This window comes from Bacillus sp. JJ1532 (genome assembly GCF_036965085.1).
GTDB lineage: Bacteria > Bacillota > Bacilli > Bacillales > Cytobacillaceae > Cytobacillus.
The window spans coordinates 52,448-68,110 of the sequence record NZ_JBALOW010000033.1; the positions used below are offsets into that span (position 1 = coordinate 52,448).

A 15,663-nucleotide genomic window follows, 5' to 3' on the forward strand; every position below is an offset into this window, starting at 1 on the left:
AATCAGTTGGGGCACTACCCCTATTAGGAGAATTCAATGCTTTCCACATACATATTCAATAGAAATATTATCAGAATTAAATGGGTTCCATTATTTCTTACTGCAATCTTAACTGCTCTCTTAAGTGAGGTCAAAGTGGTCCCTTTTTATGGGGAGGATTTTCGATTCGGATTAGGCAGTATTGCTTTTTTTTTGCTGATTCTTATTTTTCCTCCAGTATCTTTAATTCGTACAGGGGTCATTACAGGAATGACTGTTATTAGTTTGCGTACCTGTGAGGATTTGGTGTTCAACCATGTTTCTTTTGGGCTAAGCTTTGAGAGTCATTTCCCAGCTTTTCTGTATTATTTCTTGTTTGCTTTAGGATTTAGCATTATTAATATTAATAATTACAAATCCTCTCCTCTTCTCCTTGGAGTTTTCGCTGCCTGCTTCGAATTCATTGGAAACAGCGCCGAGCATCTTATGCGCTATTTGCTTATCCATCATTCGAACATTAATCTGCAAGAATGGTTAATGCTTAGCGGTGTAGCTTTACTCCGAAGCTATTTTGTAGTAGGAATATATAGTTCCATTACGATTTCTGAGCAAAAAAAACAGATGCAAGAAATGCTCGAGGTTGGATCAGAATTATATGCAGAAACTCTTTATTTACAAAAGTCGATCGATCATATTGAACAGATTACAGGATCGAGCCATGATTTATATCGAAAATTAAAAAGGCACAATCTTTCAGAGTTGAGTAAGCAAGCATTGCTCATCGCACAAGAAATACATGAAGTGAAAAAAGATTCGCAGCGAATTCTTTCTGGACTAGCAAAAATTTCATCGCAAAAGAAAACAGATGCGGTCTATCTTTCTGATGTTCTCGGTATCGTAGCAATATCAAATGAAAAATATAGTGATTTGTTAGGGAAAGAAATCACCTTTCAGCTAAAGACATCCATTGATTTTGAGACAGCTCAGCAAATTCCCCTCCTTGCGATATTAAATAATCTCACTGCAAATGCAGTCGAAGCCATCGAGGGCATAGGGGCAATTGATATTCAAGCCATTAATGAGTCTGCAAATACTGTATTCATTGTAGAGGATACAGGAAAAGGAATCGCAGATGAGAACTTGTCTCTTATTTTTGAACCAGGTTATACGACTAAATATAATGATCACGGTGTGGCCGCAACTGGCATTGGCCTTTCCCATGTACAAGACATTGTACATTCGCTAGAAGGCCAAATTAAAATAGAATCCTCTGCAAATAGAACCATTTTCCGAATACATATTCCAACTAGTAACATAAGAAAGCGGGTTGAATTAAACTGAGATATTTTATTATAGATGATGATGCAGCAAGCCGAAGTATGCTAAAAAAAATCATTGTCGATGGAGAACTTGGCCATTTTATTGGTGAGGCTGAGAGTGGACATGAGTCGCTTCAGCTTATTCTTTCAACTCGTCCTGATTTTGTCTTAGTTGACTTTTTGATGCCAGAGCTGGATGGGATTGAAACGATCGAACAGTTAAGAGAACAAGGGTTTCAAGGCCAGTTTATTATGATTTCTCAAATAGTAAATAAAGAAATGGTCGGGGAGGCTTATGAAAAAGGGGTTGAATTCTTTATCCACAAACCAATCAATCGGGTTGAAGTATTCAGCATCCTAAAAAGAACAGCTGACCAATTTCATCTCAAGCAGTCTCTATTATCTATCCGAGAATCACTCGCCCACATTGAAACAACTAAAAACACGAAAAAACAACAAAGCGTGAAAGAAATCGTTTTATCGATATTAAATGATATGGGGATTATCGGTGAAGCAGGCAGCGAAGATATGGTGTTGATGATGGAATACTTAATGAATCAAAAAAATGGGAGCACTCTGCTGCCTCCTTTAAAAGAATTATACGAGGCAGTAGCCATTTCGAATCAAACAGACTCTCCCCAAATGAAAAAAGAAATTAAATCCATTGAACAGCGGATCCGCAGGGCCATTATAGCGGCGCTAAATAACTTAGCTTCACTAGGAAGTTTCGATTACACGAACCCTACATTTGAATATTATGCTCCTCGCTACTTTGATTTTCATGAAATCAGGATGCGAATGAAAGAAATGGATACAGACACCCATGAAACAATGAAAGTAAAAATTAATATAAAAAAGTTCCTGCAAGTTTTGTATATTGATACAATGGAGAAATTCAGTCAAGGTTCATAAATAGGACCTTCATCAAATGACACAATTAATAATTGAATTTAGCTTTTTCTGTTAATAGCCCATCACTTAAAGGTTTTTAGGTGGGGGCTTTTTATTTTTTAATAAAATATTGTCGGATTTTGTAGGATTCAGTAACTTCTCCATATAATTAGTTTATTATTTTCCCTATCGCATAGTAAGCGTTTTCATTATATAAGGAGAGGTGATTTGATGAAAAAGAAAAAGTTCAAATTTAGCTTAGCTTATCAAATTCTTGTTGGATTAACTCTAGGGATTATTGTCGGAGCGATATTTTACGGAAACCCTGCCGTTTCAACTTATTTACAGCCAATCGGGGATATCTTTATCCGACTAATTAAAATGATTGTTGTCCCAATTGTTATTTCTACATTAATTCTTGGCGTTGCTGGAACCGGGGATATGAAGAAATTAGGAAGACTTGGCGGAAAAACCCTTCTTTACTTTGAAATTGTCACAACCATTGCCATTATCATCGGCTTGCTTGCTGCTAACATTGCTAAACCGGGTGCTGGCCTTGATATGTCGAAACTGGCAAAAGGTGATATTCAAAAATATGTTGATACAACAAACGAAGTTACAAGTCATAGCTTTGCCGATACGTTTGTAAACATTGTCCCATCAAACATTATTCAATCTTTAGCGAATGGGGATATGCTAGCGATTATTTTCTTTGCAGTTATGTTTGGTTTAGGAATTGCCGCAATCGGGGAGCGCGGAAAACCAGTCCTTGCTTTCTTCCAAGGAACAGCTGACGCCATGTTCTGGGTAACGAATCAAATCATGAAATTTGCTCCATTTGGTGTATTTGCCTTAATCGGAGTTACTGTTTCAAAATTCGGGGTTGAATCATTAATTCCACTTGGAAAGTTACTCATTTGTGTCTATCTAACAATGATCTTTTTTGTCGTTGTCGTACTTGGTGTTATTGCGAAAATGTGTGGCACAAGCTTACTGCATCTCATCAAGATTTTAAAAGACGAGCTTATTTTAGCCTATTCAACGGCAAGCTCTGAAACTGTTCTTCCAAAAGTGATGGAAAAGATGGAGAAATACGGCTGTCCAAAAGACGTTGTTTCGTTTGTCATTCCGACAGGCTATTCATTTAATCTGGATGGCTCTACTCTCTATCAGGCATTAGCAGCAATCTTTATTGCTCAAATGTATGGGATTGATTTAAGTATTACCCAACAAATTACGTTAATGCTTGTATTAATGGTTACATCAAAAGGAATTGCTGGTGTCCCAGGAGTTTCCTTCGTCGTTCTTTTAGCAACATTAGGCTCTGTAGGCATTCCACTTGAAGGCCTTGCCTTTATTGCTGGGATCGACCGTATTCTAGATATGGCCCGTACGGCTGTCAACGTTATCGGTAATTCACTTGCAGCAGTTATTATGTCTAAGTGGGAAGGCCGTTTTGATACGAAAAAAGGAAAAGAATACATCACTGCTATTCAAAAATCAGCTTAATAAAAAAAGTGGATGCATCAGAGTTTTCTAATGCATCCACTTTCTTTTTACGCCAACTTTTTGATTATCGCCACTTTTAGATAATTGCCTTCTTTAAATTCCTTCAGTGTCTTAAAATCCTCAGGGAGACTAAATTCCTCTAGAATTGTATATTTATCTCCTGTTTGCTTAAATGCCTTTTCAATAAATCCCTTAAATTTTTTCATATCAAATGTACTGCAATTTGTTGAGGCAACGATAATTCCATTCTTTTCTGTTATTTGAATCGCTTCCTCAAGTAAAGCCGGATAATCCTTCCCTGCACTAAAGGTATGTTTCTTAGATCGTGCAAAGCTCGGAGGATCAAGAATGACCATTTCAAATTTTAAATGCTTTCTAACAGCATACTTAAAATAATGAAATACATCCTCTACAATAATATCATGAGCTTCATAATCAATATCGTTTACACTGAACTGCTCAATCGTTTTACTCTTACTTCGATTGGCAAGGTCCACACTTGTTGTTTTCAAAGCCCCGCCTAAAGCGGCTGCTACAGAAAAAGCTCCTGTATAGGAAAAAGTATTTAATACGGTTCTGCCTTTAGCATACTTATCACGTATTGCCTTGCGGACATTTCTTTGGTCTAAAAAAACGCCTACCATTGCTCCATCATTCAAATAAACTGCAAAGTTAATGCCATTTTCTTTAACGATAAGTGGAAAACTGGCACGCTCCCCTGCCACAAAATCATCATCTTCTATATAGGTTCCTTTTATATTGAAGCGTTTCTTTTCATAAATCCCCTTCGCATCTGCCACTTCGAAAAGAGCTTTGATAATTTCATTTTTAAAATAATAAATCCCTTCACTGTACCAAGTAGCTAAATAATATCCAGCAAAAAAGTCAATCGTCAACCCGCCAATTCCGTCACCTTCCCCGTTGAAAACACGAAAGGCGGTAGTATCTGGATCATCAAAAAACTTTTTGCGACTTTCCAATGCTTTTTTAAGCTTTTTTTCAAAAAAGGATTGATCAATTAATTCCTGCTGATTTCTTGTTAATATCCAACCTCTGCCCTTATTTTGCTTCCCATAATAGCCTGTAGCCAAATACCGATTTTGGCCATCCACTAAATTTATTATGCTTCCTTCGGCTATGCCACTCGGTATATTAATAATTGCCTCTTCCGGAATAAGAGGATATCCTGATTGAAAATTTTTTATAAATACTGATTTCACCTTAAATGCGACTTCTTTATTCATTTGTTCACCCAATCATCTGTTTTCCTTATTTTACACTTTTCATGTTGATATTAACATTCATCAGAATTTCCACCAAATTAATATTATATTAGGAAAATTTTATATTGACGCATATTGTCGAATAATGTTATATTTCGAATAGTATTCCTTATATGTTTTTTAATTTTATTTCAAAGAATTGGAGGGGTAAAAATGTCAGATATTGGTCTTCAGCTTGTTTCGATAGGCGTATACATGGCACTAATGCTTATCATCGGCTGGTACTCCTATCGGAAAACAAGTGATCTTACCGACTATATGCTTGGCGGGCGTTCTCTCGGCCCAGCAGTTACGGCGCTAAGCGCAGGCGCAGCAGATATGAGTGGCTGGCTGTTAATGGGACTTCCAGGCGGAATTTATGTAAGCGGTTTAGCAGATGCTTGGATTGCGGTTGGATTAACCATTGGAGCCTATTTGAACTGGCTGCTTGTAGCGCCTAGATTGCGTACTTATACACAAGTCGCTAATGATTCAATTACTATACCAGGTTACCTAGAAAATCGATTTAAAGACACAACAAAATTATTAAGAATTGTTTCTGGTATTGTTATTCTTATTTTCTTTACATTTTATGTGTCTTCTGGAATGGTAGCAGGGGCAGTATTTTTCAAAAGCTCATTTGGTACGAGCTACCATATAGGACTCTTAATTGTTGGCGGCGTAACTGTAGCCTATACTTTATTTGGCGGCTTCCTGGCAGTTAGCTACACTGACTTCATTCAGGGTCTAATGATGTTAGTTGCATTACTTCTAGTTCCAATTTTGGCATTATCACAAACAGGCGGATTAGGCGAAACTTTTGCCACTGTTCGAGAAATTGACCCAACATTACTTGATTTCTTTAAAGGGACAACAACTATAGGAATTATCTCAGCAATGGCATGGGGATTAGGCTATTTTGGTCAGCCTCATATTATCGTTCGCTTTATGGCAATTTCATCTGTCAAAGAAACAAAAAGTGCTCGCCGCATCGGTATCGGCTGGATGATTTTCTCTTTATTAGGAACAATCTTCACAGCCTTAATTGGTCTTGCATTTTTCCATAAGAATCCACAATTTACGTTAGACAATCCTGAAGCTGTTTTTCTAACTTTAGGTCAAATTGTCTTCCATCCTCTTTTCGCAGGATTCTTATTGGCAGCTGTTCTAGCAGCCATCATGAGCACGATTTCGTCTCAATTAATTGTTACATCAAGTGCGTTAACTGAAGATTTATATAAAGTATTATTAAGAAAAGATGGTACTGATAAAGAATATGTCTTCTTTGGCCGTATGGCAGTTTTAGCTGTATCAGTTATTGCTGCAGTACTTGCTTGGGAACAAAATGATACAATCTTAGGTCTAGTTGCTTATGCGTGGGCTGGCTTCGGAGCAGCATTCGGTCCAACCATTATTTTAAGCTTATATTGGAAGAAGATGTCAAACTGGGGCGCCATTGTGGGGATGATCGCTGGGGCATTAACGGTTATCATTTGGAAAAATGCTGGCCTTGGAGATACTCTCTATGAAATCGTACCAGGCTTTATCATCAACTTAATCCTTACCTATGTTGTCAGCTTAATCACATATAAACGCAACGAGGAAATTGAGAAAGAGTTTGATGAAAGTGTCAGATTGCTAAAGAGTGAATGATAGATAAATCCTCCTTTTTTAAAGGGAGGATTTTTTCTTGCCTTTTATATCTTTCGTTGATTTCTTATATTCTTATTCGTTTTAACAGTATCAAAATTATACTTAATTATTTTCGCAACAATGTGTATGATTAAGATAGAATCATAGTCATAAGTTATTTTAAAGGAGTGCTTTTGTACATGCTTAGGGTGGGGATTGTCGGTCCACAATCTACTGTAGAAAGAATTTTACATATTGCACACGGCTTACATCTAGATGCGATTTTTCTATCGTATCCATATAAAAAAGTAAGAGAAACAGAAGATCTCATAAAGAAGAATCATAACAAAGTTGATTTTTGGATATTCTCAGGAAGAATATCATATAACATAGCATGCAATGAGGTTGAGGATACTGAACACCTTATTTTTATCGATCATACGGAAGCTGGTATTTTCAAAGGGTTGATAGAGTTTGTTTATCAAACAGGATCCAATTTTGATCACTTTAGCATAGATGAGATATCAAAAAGCCATTTGGAGACCGCTTTAAACCAACTTACAATAAAGCCTGAAAAAATTTTTCTCAAAACCTTTTCTGAGGATACTTCGACAGAGGAATTAATTCGTTTTCATCACCATTGCTGGGAAAATGGCGAAACGAAAGGGGCCATCACCTGCTATGAAGAAGTATACTTGCGGCTAAAAAAAATGGGGATCCCTGCTTTTAGAATCTCAACAAGTGATATTGAAATCAAACATACTTTAAAGATTCTTTCTGAAAAAATAAAAACATTATACTTTCGGGACTCCCAAGTAGCTGTACAAGTATTTGAAATGGTCCATTTAGAAAATCATTTCAGAAGTTTGAAACAATCTTATCAACTTCAGTTTATCGAATTGAAGTTAAAAGAAATTTTAATTCACCTTAGTCAGCACTTAAATGGTTCCCTTATTGAAAAAGGACTTGGGCGGTACTTAATATTTAGCTCCCGTGGTGACAGTGAAAGAGAAATTCAAAGGATCGAAGAAACAGTTAACAGGCTTATATTGGAATCTGGTTTAAAAGTCGGTGTTGGGATCGGTTATGGTGAAACAATTTTTTCGGCAGAATTAAATGCAAACAATGCACTAATTTACTCTAAAGAAAGAAATGGTTCTATCATCATTGTTCAGGAAAATGGAGAAATTGTGGAGGCAGAAAGTGAAAGTTTGGAGATAGATGACTTTCCATATTTTAATGATAAACACTTTATGAGTGCACTTGAAAAAGCAAAAATTAACTTGAAACATTATATTGAAGTATTTTCTTTAGTTAAAAAGTCAGGTTTAAAAGAATTTACCGTAAAAGATATTTCCGTTCAACTTGCTAAGGACGAAAGAAACACAAGGCGTTTTATCGAAAGCCTTTGCGATGCTGGACTAGCTGAATACATTGGTCTTGAGCCATTTCCTGCAAGAGGAAGACCAAGGCGCGTTTACAAACTTACAAACTCACCAAATAAAATGATTTAAGACTGTTGGGAACCACCCTCAACAGTCTTTCTTTTTTTGGAAATAATAAAAGCAATAAAGTTGACTAACAATTTAAAATTTTTCTTGCGTTTCATCAAAGCGTTAAATATAATTTGTTTTAGGGTAATTGTCGAATATATACCCTTAAATAAGATTTATTATTCAAACACTTCGTTTTACTTAATAAGTTTGAGAGGAGAGTGTTCGGAAAATAAGAAAAATAGAAAAATTAATAATAATCTTTCGTGTAGTTAAAAATAAAATGATTAGCTATTCTGGGGATTTTATTGAAGAAACAATATAACTCTAAGAGAGAGGGAACTTCATGAATCAAGAACAATATTTGAAAAAGAGAATGGGATTTTGGTCGCTAACAGCACTATCTCTCGGTGGAATTATTGGATCTAGTTGGCTTTTTGGACCATGGGCAGCAGCAAAATTAGCTGGTCCAGCAGCGATTATGTCTTGGATAATCGGTGCAATTGCAATTACACTTATCGCTCTTATTTATGCTGAATTAGGAAGGGTTAAGCCTGAAACAGGCGGACTAGGCCGCTATCCCCTTTATTCCCATGGGACAATGCTTGCTACAGTGACTAGTTATTCCATCTGGTTTGGATACTGTGCAACTGCACCAGTGGAATCCGCAGGTGTTATCCAATATGCAAATCAGTTTTGGCCAGGACTGTATGATATTACGAAAGAACAGCTTACTACGACTGGTATGTTTGCTTCGGTAGTTTTGATGGCATTCTTTGTAGTTTTTAACTATTTTGGGGTAAAATTATTTGCTGTTACAAATACAGTGATTACTACAATTAAATTTATTGTTCCTGTCCTAACAATCATTGCTTTTTTTATGACAGGTTTTCATCCAGAAAACTTTACAAGCCAAGGGTTTGCACCGAATGGATATGGTGCGGGATTAAGTGCAATCTTAACAAGTGGGATCTTTTTTGCCTATACTGGATTCGGTAACGTCGTCATGATGAGTGGAGAGGTTGTCAATCCTAGAAGAAATATTCCATTAGCTTTGATTACTTCCCTTGTCGTTGCAGCTATATTATATGTGTTACTCCAAATCGTTTTTATTGGAGCTGTTCCACCAGATATGCTCGCTAATGGCTGGAGCGGGATTAAGTTCGATTCTCCTTTTGCTAATTTAGCAATGATGGCGAACATGGTTTGGCTATCATGGATCATTACAGCTGATGCTATGGTTTCCCCTACAGGTTCTGCACTAACTTATACAGCCGGAACTTCAAGACATGTTTTTGGAATGGCAAAAAGTAAGTTCTTACCATCTTATTTTGGAACGATTAACAAACGTTTTGGTGTACCAACTCGTGCACTTGCTCTTAATTTCTTTATCGGTTTGCTCTTTTTATTCCCATTAAAAAGCTGGACTGCGATTGTGGCCATTGTTGGAGCAATTGGTATTTTTAAATATGCTTCTGCCTGTGTGACTGTCATGGTTTTCCGGAAGGTCGGTTTAACGCAAAACAACGGTCTTCCAGGGATGCGTATTATTGCCCCATTAGCCTTTGTTTTTGCTACGCTTCTTATTTATTGGACAAACTGGAGCAGGGTACAACTTGCAATTACAGGATTGATTATTGGTATTGGCGCTTATTTAGTTTCCCACTTTATCAATAAATACAAAACAATAGAAATTATTGGTGGAATTTATCTTGTTGTTTATATTTTAATGCTTGTTGGACTTTCCTATTTAGGAAACTTTGGAGGACATGGAATCATCCCTGAACCATTTATGTCGATTATTGCGGCAGTTTTAGGATTTATTTTTTACAATTTTGCGGTATCAAATGGCGTTTGGTATATGCGTAAAAAAGGAAATATTGAAGAATTACAGGAAAGTATTTCTAAAATATCTTAATATTAATGTTAGTGATAGGCATACACATATCAATGGTACTTGTCTATTGAAGATTCAATGAAAAGAGGTTGAAGTATAAGTGAAACTTTGGGGCGGACGCTTTACAAAACGAGAAGATGAAATCATGGAGAAATTCAATACTTCTCTGCCTGTAGATCATCGACTATATTATGAAGATATAAATGGAAGCATCGCGCATGTTTCAATGCTTGTAAAATGTGAATTATTGACTGAGTCTGAAGGAAATTTACTAATTAGCGGACTTGAATCGATTTTAAAAGATATCGAATCTGGCAGTTTGAAAGTAGAAGGAGATTATGAAGATATCCATTCTTTTGTGGAAATGAATTTGACACAAAGAGTTGGTGAAACCGGGAAAAAGCTTCATACGGCAAGAAGCCGAAATGATCAAGTTGCTGTTGACATGAGACTTTATGCAAAGAATAAAGCACGAGAAGTTATGTCATCGCTGCAGCAGCTGATTGATTCGTTGAATAAGAAAGCTGCTGACAATAATGTCATGATGCCAGGGTATACCCATTTGCAGCGAGCACAGGTAGTTACATTTAGTCATCATTTAGGTGCATATGTACAAATGTTCAGCCGTGATAAAAAAAGAATTGAAAATGCGATCGGCATATTGGATGAAAACCCTCTAGGCTGCGGCGCATTGGCTGGAACAACCCATAATATCAATCGCCAAATAACTACTGATCTATTAGGTTTTTCTAAACCGGTAGACAACTTCTTAGATGGTGTAAGTGATCGCGATTACTTACTTGAGCTTATGTCTGGTTTTTCCATTACCATGATGCACTTGAGCAGATTGAGCGAAGAACTGATTCTTTGGAGCAGCCAAGAATTCAAATTTATCGAAATGGACGATGCGTATTCAACCGGCAGCAGCATCATGCCACAAAAGAAAAATCCTGATGCTGCTGAATTAATTAGAGGAAAAACAGGCAGAGTATACGGCTCCCTTTTCTCATTATTAACTACACTAAAGGGCTTACCACTAACTTATAATAAAGATATGCAAGAGGATAAGGAACAGTTTTTCGATTCCCTTGATACGGTATTAGATTGCCTTGAAATCATGGCAAAAATGATCGATACCCTGCATGTAAAGGAAGAAAACATGAAGTCTGCTATTAGAGCAGGGTTTTTAAATGCCACTGAAGTTGCCGATTATTTAGTAAGCAAAGGAACAGCCTTTAGAGATGCCCACGAAATTGTCGGCAAAATCATCATTTATTGTGAAGAGCAAAAGAAAGCGATTGAAGATTTAACGATTGAAGAATTAGCGAAGTTCAGCGGAAACATTGCAGATGATATTTACGAATACATCGATTATGAAAATATATTGGAAAAAGGGAATAAAAAGCTTATTAAGCAAATAACGAAATAATTATTTTTAGACAGGGCTAATCAAATGATTGGTCCTGTTTGCTTTCAATGATCATTCACCTACAAAATGCTTTTACTATTCTATTTTGTCCTTGGAGTAATATGCATCATGTAATATCCAATAATGAGAACCAAAATTACTAGTGAATAAATAAGTGTATGAAGCGGGTTTTCGTGGTCCACAATAATCAGTCTCAGCATTGCGGTAATGCCAATATAGATAAAGTATCGAAGGGGAAAATGATAATTTTCTTTGAAATACTTAACAATCATTGAAATAAATTCAAAATACAGAAAGAAAATTAATATATTGGCTAAGAAAAGCTTGTAATCATTACTGTCATTTTCTATTATCAGTTGAAAAAAAATGATTAACTCCTTTATTAATAAAAAAGATAAAATAGTAGCCAAAATGACAAGTGAAGCATTCAAAAAGATTTGCAATATTTTTGGGATAACAGTCAAGATTATTTTTGGAACATTTCTTTTATTAATAACCATATTAATATGCTCCTTATCTTTTTCAATGGAACTTTCTATTTACAACATAACATAGTGGTTTTAATTAATTATTAAATACATGTAAAAAATTTGCATTCCTTAACATCGCAATTTTGGAAAAGAAATGCAACGTCCTCCTTTCTATAATGAATGGAGGAGGGAAGGAAAATGAATTTATTCACCACAAAGAATCCATATCAGGTATATGTCAACACATGTTTCTTAGCACAATTTTTCTTTACTTTTATTTTTACAATGAACTTGTTATATCAAGTGCAAATCGTTAGGCTCACTCCAATTGAGTTAGTTTTAGTGGGAACTGTATTGGAGCTGACTGTGTTCCTTTTTGAAATTCCTACTGGGGTCATTTCGGATTTAAAAAGCCGAAAGCTTTCCATTGTTATGGGGTACTGTTTAATTGGAGTAGGATTTCTAGTGGAGGGGTTATTTCCTTTTTTTACAGCTGTCATGATTTCTCAAGTCATTTGGGGAATTGGTTATACCCTTACAAGTGGTTCACAGCAGGCGTGGATTGCAGATGCAATAGGGGAAGAACGTGCTTCTTCTGCATTTTTAACGGGTGCGAAGGCTGGTAATCTTGGACAGATGTTTGCGATTCCTTTAAGCATCTTTACTGGTTATTTTATGATTAATCTTCCTATTGTATTTGGCGGTCTATGCATGATTGGACTAAGCATTTATTTAATCCTATTTATGAAAGAAGAAAACTTTCAGCCATTAGATAATGTGAATCGAACATCAACATGGGCAAACATGAAAGGAAATATGGAGAAAATTATTGTTTATTCAAGAGCTAACTATTTGATGAGATTGCTCTTCCTTATTGCTTTGTTTGTCGGATTTTACAGCGAAGGATTTGATCGGCTATGGATTTCTCATTTCTTTGAAGCATCCAATCTAACAGCATTATCTGATCAAGGCTTAGTGATTTTAGTAGGCGGAGTCCAATTTATAGTTGTTCTACTATCATTTACAGCACTTCATTATTTAAATCGCAGCTATATTCATGAGCAGCTGAAACTCATCTATGTCTCTCTCTTTATTGGAAGCTGCCTTATTATTCTCTCATTAATAGGCTTTGCCTTCGCAACCAATATTATCAGTCTGCTCGTCTTCTATATTGTCATTCAAGTGACAAGACAATCCATGCATCCTTTAGAAGACATATGGCTTAATAAACTGATCCCTGAATCTTCTACACGGGCAACCTTCTTTTCCGTAAAAGGCCAAGTAGATGCGATTGGACAAATCAGCGGTGGGCCTTTCATTGGATTTATTGCTTCAGGCTTTACGATTAAAGCAGCCATTGTGGCTAGTGCTCTTTTATTAACACCAGTCTTATTTTTATATAAGACTGTACTAAAAAAATCTAGAGGATAATGTTCTTATCCCCTAGATTTTTCTTTTATCGGCAAATGGATTTCCATAAAGATTCGCTCATAATCCCAATAATGGCAATGTTCATCATAGTATTCAAAGTCATAGCCTCTTTCATCCACTTCATATAGCGAATTCGGAAGCCAATCTTCTAAAATATATCGCCAAGTTCCTTTAATGGCCGAAGCAAATTGTTCTTTTTCAACGAGAGGCGTTTTAAAAATGGCATAAACAGACTCGGGAACTTTAAATTTCATAAATCCACTCGGGAGTTCTGCCTGATGATCTAACTCAACCGCAAATAAATATATAAAATAATCTTGATGGATATCGTCAGTTAAATTTATACAATATTCCCCATGTTTTTTTGGAGACAATGTTTCATATAAGGCCCTTTCAACAGAACCATCATTTAGGCCATCCTGATCCCAAAAGGCTGGGGCATCCCTTGTGTAAGTAACATTTGGAACATAACTTTCAAACTTTTTTCCGGCAACCCAGAACGATTGTCTTGAAATAATCTTAGGCTGTAAAACAATACCGCCAAGATTTTTTTCAAACAAATCTTTTAAATTTAATTTCTGAGGAGGTGAAATAGGACAATGAAGCTTATATAAACTGGGTGGACTGCCAAAGCATTTCTTAAAGGCTTTTGTAAATCCAGCATGTGTTTCAAATCCATAATCTAGAGCAATTTGAAGGACCTTTTTACCTCTGGCTAATTCATATAAGGCATGTTGCAGCTTTCTTTTTACAACATAATCCATCACTGTATAACCAAGAACTTTTCGAAAAATACGGTAAAAATGAAACGGAGAATATCCCGCTATTTTAGCTAATTCCTCAGCATTTATTTCCTCTTTTATGTGTTCATCAATATAATCAATCGTTCTCTGCAATAATTCTAACTGCTGAATCTCCATCGCCAGCCCCTAAAGAATGTATGTAAAAAAGATATATTATTTTTATTAAACAGATAAACATTAGCTATTGTCAATTGATATGAATGAAAAAAAGAAGAACTCTTTAGAAGTTCTCCATTAGCCGGGAAATCTGTACAATTTAGGCATCCATTGAATTACTCCCCAAGTACTGATGCTGGAACATACACATTCTAATGGCATTATGATACTCGCCATCCACAAAAAACTCGTCAATCAATTCACCTTCAAAATGAAATCCCAGTTTTTTATAAATATGAATCGCTTTTTCATTATTTTTATCCACAATTAAATAGAGTTTGTAAAGATTTAATACAGAAAAAGCATAATCCATTGCACGATGAGTTGCTGCCTTTGCATAACCGTGTCCCTGATGATTGGGATCAATAATGATTTGGAACTCTGCCCTCCGGTGGATATAATCAATTTCTACTAATTCTACAAGACCGACCATCTCGCCGCTTTTTTCCACAATAAATCGCCGTTCACCTTGATCGTGAATATGTTTATCATACAGATCCTGCAATTCAACGAAAGCCTCATATGGTTCTTCAAACCAATAGGACATCACGTTGGCATTGATGTTTAATTTATGAACAAAAACTAAGTCGACTCTTTCCAGCGGCCTTAACCTAACCCCATCACTCATACTTCCATCCTCCGCATTCATCTTCACTGCTTTATTTTTATATTATGGCCAAATGCCAAGAATTATCATAAATGATTTTTAATATAGTAATGGATACAAAGGGGAAAAGTGCCAACCCACATTTTATTGTGAATTGGCACTTATAATATTACTCTTGATAATTAATTTTTCTTAATCCAGTCTGAACTCTATTCAACTTTACTGCAGTTCATCACTGCATTACTAATTATTTCCCACTCATGAATTTCCATCCCTCTTGCCTCGTGAATAATATAAGGGTCTTTCTCGGCAAATGACTTTGCCTCATCCAAAGTTTCTGCTATATAGATAACCATTCCGCCTGAGCCATCTGCAAATCTTCCTCTTGCAAATATCTTACCTTCCTTATTCATGTTCTCGAGAAATTCAAGATGCTGAGGGCGATATAATTGGCTCTTTTCTTCATTTATCATCGGCAATAAAACTGCGAAGTATTTCATATTTTAACCTGCCTTCCACACTTTTTAAGACTTGCAATGTAATCAGAAAGGATCGATGCCCTTCATTGGGCTCTTATAGTGCGTATTTTCTTCGGCTCCCAAATGAAAACGAGCGTCATGAAAGCTTCATAGAGCGCGTTTTCTTTGGCACCCAACAAAAACGAGTGTCATGAGAGCTTCATAGTGCGTGTTTTCCCGATTTCCTAACGAAAACGAGCGTCATGAGGGCTTCATGAAGCGCGTTTTCTTCGGTTCCCAACAAAAATGGTCGTCATAGGACCTTCA

General features: G+C 36.1%; 13 protein-coding genes. 8 read left to right on the plus strand and 5 right to left on the minus strand.

Going from position 1 to position 15,663, the window contains the following annotated elements; genetic code table 11:
- The first annotated feature begins 36 nt into the window (after positions 1-36).
- From V7122_RS12465 to gltP, 3 genes are all read left to right on the plus strand, one after another.
- Complete coding sequence (locus V7122_RS12465; RefSeq protein WP_335346288.1) at positions 37-1,320, plus strand: sensor histidine kinase; 1,284 nt, start codon at positions 37-39, stop codon at positions 1,318-1,320.
- Entirely contained in the window at positions 1,317-2,210 is an 894-nt protein-coding gene (locus V7122_RS12470) for a response regulator (RefSeq protein ID WP_335527068.1), read from the plus strand. The genes V7122_RS12465 and V7122_RS12470 overlap by 4 nt, the downstream gene beginning before the upstream one ends.
- Before the next feature lie 210 nt (positions 2,211-2,420).
- A complete protein-coding gene (gene gltP, locus V7122_RS12475) occupies positions 2,421-3,698 on the plus strand; it encodes a glutamate/aspartate:proton symporter GltP (RefSeq protein ID WP_335526994.1) in 1,278 nt (425 codons plus the stop codon).
- Positions 3,699-3,745: 47 nt separating this feature from the next.
- Here the strand turns inward: gltP and V7122_RS12480 are convergent, their stop codons facing one another.
- Positions 3,746-4,942 carry a class I SAM-dependent rRNA methyltransferase gene (locus V7122_RS12480; RefSeq protein ID WP_335353918.1) on the minus strand — a complete coding sequence of 399 codons (1,197 nt, stop codon included), beginning with the start codon at positions 4,940-4,942 and terminating at the stop codon, positions 3,746-3,748.
- Positions 4,943-5,134: 192 nt separating this feature from the next.
- On the opposite strand from V7122_RS12480, the gene putP reads away from it, so the two are divergent.
- The 4 genes from putP to argH all read left to right on the plus strand — a co-directional run bounded on the left by putP (position 5,135) and on the right by argH (position 11,411).
- Positions 5,135-6,613: a sodium/proline symporter PutP gene (gene putP / locus V7122_RS12485; protein WP_335526996.1), complete on the plus strand. Its 1,479-nt coding sequence runs from the start codon at positions 5,135-5,137 to the stop codon at positions 6,611-6,613.
- Between the two features lie 179 nt (positions 6,614-6,792).
- Positions 6,793-8,106, plus strand: a complete 1,314-nt coding sequence (locus V7122_RS12490) for a hypothetical protein (protein ID WP_335353919.1) — start codon at positions 6,793-6,795, stop codon at positions 8,104-8,106.
- A gap of 325 nt (positions 8,107-8,431) precedes the next feature.
- Positions 8,432-10,003 carry an APC family permease gene (locus V7122_RS12495; RefSeq protein ID WP_335344668.1) on the plus strand — a complete coding sequence of 524 codons (1,572 nt, stop codon included), beginning with the start codon at positions 8,432-8,434 and terminating at the stop codon, positions 10,001-10,003.
- Positions 10,004-10,082: 79 nt separating this feature from the next.
- Positions 10,083-11,411: an argininosuccinate lyase gene (gene argH, locus V7122_RS12500; RefSeq protein WP_335353337.1), complete on the plus strand. Its 1,329-nt coding sequence runs from the start codon at positions 10,083-10,085 to the stop codon at positions 11,409-11,411.
- An 80-nt stretch (positions 11,412-11,491) separates the two neighbouring features.
- Here the strand turns inward: argH and psiE are convergent, their stop codons facing one another.
- Positions 11,492-11,911, minus strand: a complete 420-nt coding sequence (psiE, locus tag V7122_RS12505) for a phosphate-starvation-inducible protein PsiE (protein WP_335482861.1) — start codon at positions 11,909-11,911, stop codon at positions 11,492-11,494.
- Between the two features lie 168 nt (positions 11,912-12,079).
- Here psiE and V7122_RS12510 point away from each other — a divergent pair, with 168 nt between their 5' ends.
- Positions 12,080-13,312, plus strand: coding sequence for an MFS transporter (locus V7122_RS12510; protein WP_335344369.1), 1,233 nt, complete (start codon positions 12,080-12,082; stop codon positions 13,310-13,312).
- 5 nt (positions 13,313-13,317) lie between these two features.
- Here the strand turns inward: V7122_RS12510 and V7122_RS12515 are convergent, their stop codons facing one another.
- From V7122_RS12515 to V7122_RS12525, 3 genes are all read right to left on the minus strand, one after another.
- Entirely contained in the window at positions 13,318-14,232 is a 915-nt protein-coding gene (locus tag V7122_RS12515; protein ID WP_335344368.1) for an AraC family transcriptional regulator, read from the minus strand.
- Positions 14,233-14,371: 139 nt separating this feature from the next.
- Positions 14,372-14,899, minus strand: coding sequence for a spermidine N1-acetyltransferase (speG, locus tag V7122_RS12520; RefSeq protein WP_335344367.1), 528 nt, complete (start codon positions 14,897-14,899; stop codon positions 14,372-14,374).
- Between the two features lie 188 nt (positions 14,900-15,087).
- Entirely contained in the window at positions 15,088-15,378 is a 291-nt protein-coding gene (locus tag V7122_RS12525; protein WP_335526997.1) for a YciI family protein, read from the minus strand.
- Between the last annotated feature and the right edge of the window lie 285 nt (positions 15,379-15,663).

Excerpts from the sequence above, each read along its gene's own strand:
- V7122_RS12465 (WP_335346288.1), top strand. The coding sequence starts at position 37 with ATGCTTTCCACATACATATTCAATAGAAATATTATCAGAATTAAATGG.
- gltP (WP_335526994.1), top strand. The coding sequence starts at position 2,421 with ATGAAAAAGAAAAAGTTCAAATTTAGCTTAGCTTATCAAATTCTTGTT.
- V7122_RS12480 (WP_335353918.1), bottom strand. The coding sequence starts at position 4,942 with ATGAATAAAGAAGTCGCATTTAAGGTGAAATCAGTATTTATAAAAAAT.
- putP (WP_335526996.1), top strand. The coding sequence starts at position 5,135 with ATGTCAGATATTGGTCTTCAGCTTGTTTCGATAGGCGTATACATGGCA.
- V7122_RS12490 (WP_335353919.1), top strand. The coding sequence starts at position 6,793 with ATGCTTAGGGTGGGGATTGTCGGTCCACAATCTACTGTAGAAAGAATT.
- V7122_RS12495 (WP_335344668.1), top strand. The coding sequence starts at position 8,432 with ATGAATCAAGAACAATATTTGAAAAAGAGAATGGGATTTTGGTCGCTA.
- psiE (WP_335482861.1), bottom strand. The coding sequence starts at position 11,911 with ATGGTTATTAATAAAAGAAATGTTCCAAAAATAATCTTGACTGTTATC.
- V7122_RS12510 (WP_335344369.1), top strand. The coding sequence starts at position 12,080 with ATGAATTTATTCACCACAAAGAATCCATATCAGGTATATGTCAACACA.
- V7122_RS12515 (WP_335344368.1), bottom strand. The coding sequence starts at position 14,232 with ATGGAGATTCAGCAGTTAGAATTATTGCAGAGAACGATTGATTATATT.
- speG (WP_335344367.1), bottom strand. The coding sequence starts at position 14,899 with ATGAGTGATGGGGTTAGGTTAAGGCCGCTGGAAAGAGTCGACTTAGTT.
- V7122_RS12525 (WP_335526997.1), bottom strand. The coding sequence starts at position 15,378 with ATGAAATACTTCGCAGTTTTATTGCCGATGATAAATGAAGAAAAGAGC.